The 6,644-nt window shown below is 30.1% G+C and carries 9 protein-coding genes; 3 read left to right on the plus strand and 6 right to left on the minus strand.

The genetic code is table 11. The annotated features are described in order from the left end of the window. Positions 1-290: 290 nt before the first annotated feature. The 6 genes from ACTCDL_RS13055 to sigG all read right to left on the minus strand — a co-directional run bounded on the left by ACTCDL_RS13055 (position 291) and on the right by sigG (position 4,272). Positions 291-950 (minus strand): hypothetical protein, encoded by a 660-nt coding sequence (locus ACTCDL_RS13055; protein WP_463177494.1) that lies wholly within the window; start codon positions 948-950, stop codon positions 291-293. 395 nt (positions 951-1,345) lie between these two features. Then, positions 1,346-1,798, minus strand: coding sequence for a transcriptional regulator NrdR (nrdR, locus tag ACTCDL_RS13060; RefSeq protein ID WP_463177497.1), 453 nt, complete (start codon positions 1,796-1,798; stop codon positions 1,346-1,348). Positions 1,799-1,993: 195 nt separating this feature from the next. Then, complete coding sequence (locus tag ACTCDL_RS13065; RefSeq protein ID WP_463177500.1) at positions 1,994-2,137, minus strand: hypothetical protein; 144 nt, start codon at positions 2,135-2,137, stop codon at positions 1,994-1,996. A 194-nt stretch (positions 2,138-2,331) separates the two neighbouring features. Then, positions 2,332-2,601: a YlmC/YmxH family sporulation protein gene (locus ACTCDL_RS13070; protein WP_463177503.1), complete on the minus strand. Its 270-nt coding sequence runs from the start codon at positions 2,599-2,601 to the stop codon at positions 2,332-2,334. A 172-nt stretch (positions 2,602-2,773) separates the two neighbouring features. Further along, the gene (gene spoIIR / locus ACTCDL_RS13075; RefSeq protein ID WP_463177506.1) at positions 2,774-3,481 is read right to left on the minus strand and encodes a stage II sporulation protein R; all 708 of its coding nucleotides are present in this window, start codon (positions 3,479-3,481) and stop codon (positions 2,774-2,776) included. Positions 3,482-3,492: 11 nt separating this feature from the next. Then, entirely contained in the window at positions 3,493-4,272 is a 780-nt protein-coding gene (gene sigG / locus ACTCDL_RS13080; RefSeq protein ID WP_097017730.1) for an RNA polymerase sporulation sigma factor SigG, read from the minus strand. A 656-nt stretch (positions 4,273-4,928) separates the two neighbouring features. Between sigG and ACTCDL_RS13085 the strand changes: the two genes are divergently transcribed. The 3 genes from ACTCDL_RS13085 (at position 4,929) to ACTCDL_RS13095 (ending at position 6,471) form a co-directional block, all read left to right on the plus strand. Then, positions 4,929-5,456 (plus strand): LysM peptidoglycan-binding domain-containing protein, encoded by a 528-nt coding sequence (locus ACTCDL_RS13085; RefSeq protein WP_463177511.1) that lies wholly within the window; start codon positions 4,929-4,931, stop codon positions 5,454-5,456. Positions 5,457-5,720: 264 nt separating this feature from the next. Then, positions 5,721-6,125, plus strand: a complete 405-nt coding sequence (locus tag ACTCDL_RS13090) for a helix-turn-helix domain-containing protein (protein WP_463177514.1) — start codon at positions 5,721-5,723, stop codon at positions 6,123-6,125. Then, a complete protein-coding gene (locus ACTCDL_RS13095) occupies positions 6,115-6,471 on the plus strand; it encodes a hypothetical protein (protein WP_463177517.1) in 357 nt (118 codons plus the stop codon). Before ACTCDL_RS13090 ends, ACTCDL_RS13095 begins: the two co-directional genes overlap by 11 nt. Positions 6,472-6,644 lie beyond the last annotated feature (173 nt).

Consider the following 6,644-nt stretch of genomic DNA (forward strand, 5'->3'; position numbering starts at 1 on the left):
AATTAGCGTGAGTGGGTGTGTGAGTGTGAGTAAACCCTAATAAAAAGAAGTTTTACACACACTCACACTCATAGCTCACACTCGACACAAAGTGTCGCATTATCACTATATTGTTTCATTCTAAAGTTGGATGCCTATATACTATTTAGCAAGTCTAAAGTCAACTATAGTCAAAGATTAACTGGATTAATGAGTGTGAGTCTATCTACTTTTAGTAATACTTTAAAATTGAACTTTACCCACACTCATTTAAACTAGTATCATAATAAGGAAAGTACTCTATTAAAACACTAACTTATTCCTATTTCATCTAAAATTTTTCTCAATTTCTCCATAGAGTCATAATGGAACCATTGGTTAAAGGATGGATGGGGAATTTCACTGATAATTCTCCTCTCCTCTATACTCATTTCTAACTCTTTAATTAAATTTAAGTAAGTCTCTGCAAAACGACCACATGGGATCAAATAATCTATGCTACTATTTTGTTCTAAGGCTAAAAGTAGACGACGCTTAAAATCTTCTAGTAAGATACTTTTAACCCTATTCCAATCCTTATTCTTATGTCTTTTAGATTTATAATTTACTCGAAGCTTCTCTAAAATATCAATTACCAGTTCATCATTACTACTTAATTTATGAGTTTTTAATCCTTCCTTTTGCATAGGTGCAGAGCTTACATTTAATATACTAAAATCAGATAAGTTGGAATATTTATCACTATACTTATCTATTTGACTCACTATCTTACCGAAAGCATCCTTATAATCTTGACCATAAATGAATTTGGTCATATCTACTCCTGAACTTCCAGCTACAGGATACCCCTGCTTTATCTCTTGAGTATGAGGGGATTCTAAAATAAATAAAATTTTAGAATTTTGATTTATTATATCCTCAACCTTATATTTCTTTAAATAATTCTCAGTTACCTCAGATAAATTATCCATTTATATCCTCCAGTCAATATTTATACAACTTAAATAATATAATTATAATTTCAAATATTTTGATAGTCTTCTACATCTGCATTCACAAAATAGTGTGATCTATAGTGTTAGTAAAAAAATGATAAGGTAACAACTTAGTTTTCATAAATCGGGAAATAGGAAATCGTGTATTTAACAGATTCCAGACTCCTGATTCTTAGCACGAAACTGTTCCAATATATCTATTAACCGCTATTATCTATATTAAGATTCAACTAACACAATGTACTATAATTATATACTTGTCTATAATTATAGTTTTTATCCTATTAATTTTAATTTAGATAAGAGAAAAACGAGGATAAGACCTCGTTTATAGTTAATTTATAGCAGAGTATATATAGTTCATTAGAAGATCATTCACCTAATAATTTATCCAATTCCATTCTAAAGGTCTCAATATCTTTAAATTGTCTATATACTGAAGCAAAGCGAACGTATGCCACTTCATCTAATTTACTTAAGTAATTCATTACTAACTCCCCTATAACAGTAGTCTCTATTTCATCTTCCATTTGATTTCTAATCTGTTGCTCTACAGAATTGACTACACCTTCTAATTGGTCTCTAGAGATAGGTCTTTTTTCACAAGACTTCAATAAGCCATTTAAGAGTTTATTACGATCAAATCTCTCTCTACCTCCATTACGCTTAACTACCATAATTGGCAATTCATCTATTCTTTCATAAGTTGTAAAGCGCTTACCACACTCTAAACATTCTCTTCTTCGTCTAATTGTTGTATTCTCTTCTGTTGCTCTTGAATCTACTACTTTACTTTCAAGATATGTACAGTATGGACATCGCATGGCCGTTCTCCTTTCTTAAACTTAATAACTTTTAAACACAATATCTTGTATACATTCAAATAATACCATACTGTATATGAGATGTCCAATTTTTATATAATAAATTTTGAATTTATTATATTTTTATCACAAATATCATCTATCAGATAAAAGTAACTAAATATTAATCCCCTTGATATATCAAGGGGATTAATATTATCTCTCATCCTTTAATACCATTAATTTTATTCTTTTTCCCTGATTATCCTCATTAATTGCTAGCTCCATATTCTCTAATTTATCCAACTCATCTCCACTTAGTTCTGCTAATTGATCAGCAAATTTATCCTTTAAAGACATAACTAATAGCCCCCTTTGTTAAAGTTTTAAATTATAACTAATTTTATAATTATTTTTCCTAAACTATGATTTTTATATTCTAAAATCTATAAATAATAAAAAACCCTCAGAAATTTCTGAAGGTTATCAGCTTAAGTATATTGATAGTATTCTTAGTTTTGAATAATTACTAATCAATCATTATTACTGATTAATTATTCTTCATTAATCATATGATTATTTATCTTACTCACATCAACCAATATTACATCATGCCCAATTCTACTTATTTCATCCCAAGCTATGTATATATCCTCCTTTGCTCCAAAAATTTTAAATCCTTTCTCTTCCTTTGGTACCGATATCCCTTTAATTCTGCCTTCAACTAAATCTATATCTATATCTGCTATAATCCCAAGACGCTTACCATTATTAACATCAATAACCTCTTTATTTTTTAGCTCTGAAGTTTTAACTCTACTCATCCCCCTTCAAATTAATAAGTAACCATTAGAAACTATTAGATTAAACTTCCTTTATAAATATTATATGTATAAAACATAAGTTTGTTACTCAATATTATGTAATAATAGTATTGAACCACAATAAAGCAGGTAGCGATATCATCGCTACCTGCTTTATTGTGGTTCTTAATAATTATTCTTTACCCTTTTCAGTAGAAAAGAATATCTTATTCAAACCTGGAAAGGGAGTCTCTAAAATATGAAATAACTTTACTTTAGATTTTACAAATGTAGGATTGTTTTTTAAGAATTCTATAAATTTAAACTTAAATTCTACATCCATATCTTCACTAGCTAGGTAATCATTGTTAGTAGCTAATTTTTTTAGATCGCTCTCAGATAATTTATCCATAGAATCTACAAAACATAAAGGTGGAAATAATACACACCACCAATTTTCACCGCGACCTTTTCCTAGAAGTATCTTTAAAGCTTCATATTCACCAGCTTCTAAAGTTGTATCTCCATAACTTCTAGTTGGAAATTGAAATTTACCTAATTTTAAGCTCACTTTATAATCTTTATTATATTCTGCTAATTTATCTTCAACTATACCTTTGATATAAGATAGATTTTCTTTGACAACAGCCTTAGCATGAAAAGGATTATTTAAAGAAACAAAAAGCTTAGAGGTTTTTTTTATAATTTCATCTCTAATATCTCTTTTTATTCTCTGATCTTCTAGAGTATTACTATTAGCAACTATATGTAATCTTAATAAATCATCAGTTCCATATGTAAGGGTATCTTTGTCCTCCAATACTATACTACTTTTGCTTTGTAAAATAAATAATGAAACTATTACTATGACTATTAAGATTACAAATCTGACCCGTTTCATACTAATCCTCCTCAATCTTCCTTAACGTACTTCTTTAAATTATCTAAAGCTGCTTTCTCTAATCTCGACACTTGGGCTTGAGAGATTCCTATATTTCCAGCTACCTCCATCTGAGTCTTTCCTTCATAAAACCTTAATACTAAAATTAGCTTCTCTCTATTATCTAATTTTCTTAATGCTTCACGGACAGCAATAGCTTCTAACCAATTATCATCTTCTTTCTTACTGTCACTGATTTGATCCATTACATAAATTGGATCTCCACCATCATGATAGATCGGTTCAAAAAGTGAAATCGGATCTTGAATTGCATCTAAAGCATACACTATATCTTCTCTTGAAATACCTAATTCTTCAGCTATTTCACTTAAATTAGGCTCTTTAGATTTTTTATTCTCTATACTCTCTTTCATTTGCAAGGCCTTGTATGCAGTATCCCTTAAGGAACGACTAACTCGAATCGGATTGTTATCACGAAGATGCCGCTTGATCTCCCCTATAATCATTGGAACTGCATAGGTAGAGAATCTAACATTCTTACTTAAATCAAAGTTATCAATTGCTTTCATCAACCCAATACAGCCAACTTGAAAAAGATCATCAATTGGCTCTCCCCGATTATTAAATCTCTGTAATACACTTAAGACCAATCGTAGGTTACCACCAACAATTGTATTTCTAGCAAACTTGTCTCCATCTTGCATCTTTCTAAATAATTTTCTCATCTCTTTATTGGTTAAAACCGGTAGTTCCGAGGTATTAACTCCACAAATCTCAACTTTTTTTCCCATCTACTCCCCTCCACTTATTGCCAAGTTGAAGTTTCCATTAACATTATTCCTTGTAAATAGGATATCTATACATTTATTTTTTAATTTACTCTTTTGTTTAATTAGAGTTCTATTTACAATAGCTTCAACAATAATCTATTTATATGGCATTAAAGAGTTAACATTTTAATTAGCTACGGGTTTTAACCCGTAGGCTTTATAGGACACACAGGTTAAAACCTGTGGCTAACAATTCTTTTTCACCATATATTTATTTAATAATTAATTTTAAATAAATTTCTTGAGTTTAATATTTCAATGACATCTAGAATATATTGCTCATTTACTATTAGATATATACATTAGTTTGAGTCTAATCACAATTATAGGTTAATTTGACTTTATCATGACTATCAGATTTTAAAATGAAAACTAATGGGTATATTGCGACACTTTTAAAATTAGCGTGAGTGGGTGTGTGAGTGTGAGTAAACTCTAATAAAAAGAAGTTTTACACACTCACACTCATAGCTCACACTCGACACAAAGTGTCGCACTATCTTTCTATTATTTCATTCTAAAGTTGTTTATCTATATTAAAACTAAAAAATAGATTAACATATATTCTCATTATCACATATATTGTAATAAAGTAATCAACTAGAAAGGAGGCCACTATGCCTAGTAGCTTAGAACTAGTAGAAAAACTGTTAAAGAATGAAAAGGCTAATCGTGCTTTATATAATCAATTAACAAACTCTTTAGATGACCCTCGTTATGTTAGAGTAGCAGAAAATTTAGAAACACTACAAGCTAGACAGATTAATATGTTAGATAAATTAGAGAGTGCACTAGAAGAAGAGGCACCACCACCACCTAGGGACCGTTATTATGCAGAGCATATACTACAACCTGGAGAGACATTAAGAGCCTTGGCAATCAAATATGATACCAGTGTATCTAAGATTAGAGCACTCAATCCAGGATTAGCTGATAATCCTCAAGCAGGTCAAGTCATTACGCTGCCAATTGAAATTCCAAAACCACCACGTAGACATATCGAATATTATGTGCGCCCTGGAGATAGCTTATACACAATCTCCCAAAGATATAATACTGATATAGATACATTGGTTGAATTGAATAATATCGCCGATCCTGATGTAATATTCCCAGGTAGAATTTTAATTATTCCTAGAACATAAAAATAAAAGGTTAGAAAATTAAAATTTAGCTATAAGTAGAAAAGTCACCGTATTAAATTGTTAAAAGAGCTTAAGGGAATACTCTCCTAAGCTCTTTATCTCTAACATGGACTAACTATGAATCACACTGCTTATTTTCATCTAATTATGTATTAATATAAGATTTTTAGCAGGATTTTATCTGGTTATAGAAGAATAAATTAATTAGATTAAATAACTGACAATCCCTTATATATTACTATAAAGTAGAGGTGGTGAATAAATATGGCAACTTTCAGCCAAAGACTTGAAGATGAGAGAAAGAAGAGAGGGTTAACTCAAAGAGGACTAGCTCTAGAATTAAAGATCCCAGTATCTGAAGTAGTATTTTATGAACTAGGTGATAAAAAACCTGATATAGATATTTTAAATAAGTTAGCTGATCTATTTAATGTATCTATCGATTATCTGTTATGTAGAAGTAATCAACGCCAAGATCCAAACCTTCATATCAAAGAGGTTCTATCAAAGGATCCAGTATTACATGAATTTTGGGAAGAAATCTCCAGAAGAGAGGATTTACAACTATTATTTAAACAGACTAGAAACTTAGACAAAGAATCAATCTATAGAGTAATAGAGATAATTAAAACTATTGAAGATGAGGAGAGAATAAGATATGGGGCATAAGGATATTAACTCCTTTCTCAAGAATCTACAGAATAATTCGCAACAATTTTACGAACTTGCTCGCAATTATGATATCTACCCTAAAATAACTAACCTTACTCCACAACTATGGGGTTTTGTCTATAAATCAAGCCATGGTAATTATTACATAATTATCAATAAAAATTTGAGCTTTGAATTACAACAGAAGATATTTATCCATGAGGTCAAACATATTCGCGATGATATACCCAAACACCCTTATTTTATCGGTCTTAATATGCAACACCTAGATTTTGAGAGAAAAGCCGATGCCTTTTCTAACAGTATAATGAATATTTTTGAAAATAATCAAGAAAGCAAATAATAAAGCTGCTTCAAATTAATTTGAAGCAGCTTTATTATTTATCAGTATTTAATTTTAGGTGTAACTTAATGGATATATTGCGACACTTTTTATAAGTGTAAGTTGGTGTGGGAGTGTGAGTGAAATTCAATAGAAAGGCACTTCACACACACTCAAACTACTCACTCACACCG

This window comes from Orenia sp., from assembly GCF_055140805.1.

Excerpts from the sequence above, each read along its gene's own strand:
- ACTCDL_RS13055 (WP_463177494.1), bottom strand. The coding sequence starts at position 950 with ATGGATAATTTATCTGAGGTAACTGAGAATTATTTAAAGAAATATAAG.
- ACTCDL_RS13085 (WP_463177511.1), top strand. The coding sequence starts at position 4,929 with ATGCCTAGTAGCTTAGAACTAGTAGAAAAACTGTTAAAGAATGAAAAG.
- nrdR (WP_463177497.1), bottom strand. The coding sequence starts at position 1,798 with ATGCGATGTCCATACTGTACATATCTTGAAAGTAAAGTAGTAGATTCA.
- ACTCDL_RS13065 (WP_463177500.1), bottom strand. The coding sequence starts at position 2,137 with ATGTCTTTAAAGGATAAATTTGCTGATCAATTAGCAGAACTAAGTGGA.
- sigG (WP_097017730.1), bottom strand. The coding sequence starts at position 4,272 with ATGGGAAAAAAAGTTGAGATTTGTGGAGTTAATACCTCGGAACTACCG.
- ACTCDL_RS13095 (WP_463177517.1), top strand. The coding sequence starts at position 6,115 with ATGGGGCATAAGGATATTAACTCCTTTCTCAAGAATCTACAGAATAAT.
- ACTCDL_RS13090 (WP_463177514.1), top strand. The coding sequence starts at position 5,721 with ATGGCAACTTTCAGCCAAAGACTTGAAGATGAGAGAAAGAAGAGAGGG.
- spoIIR (WP_463177506.1), bottom strand. The coding sequence starts at position 3,481 with ATGAAACGGGTCAGATTTGTAATCTTAATAGTCATAGTAATAGTTTCA.
- ACTCDL_RS13070 (WP_463177503.1), bottom strand. The coding sequence starts at position 2,601 with ATGAGTAGAGTTAAAACTTCAGAGCTAAAAAATAAAGAGGTTATTGAT.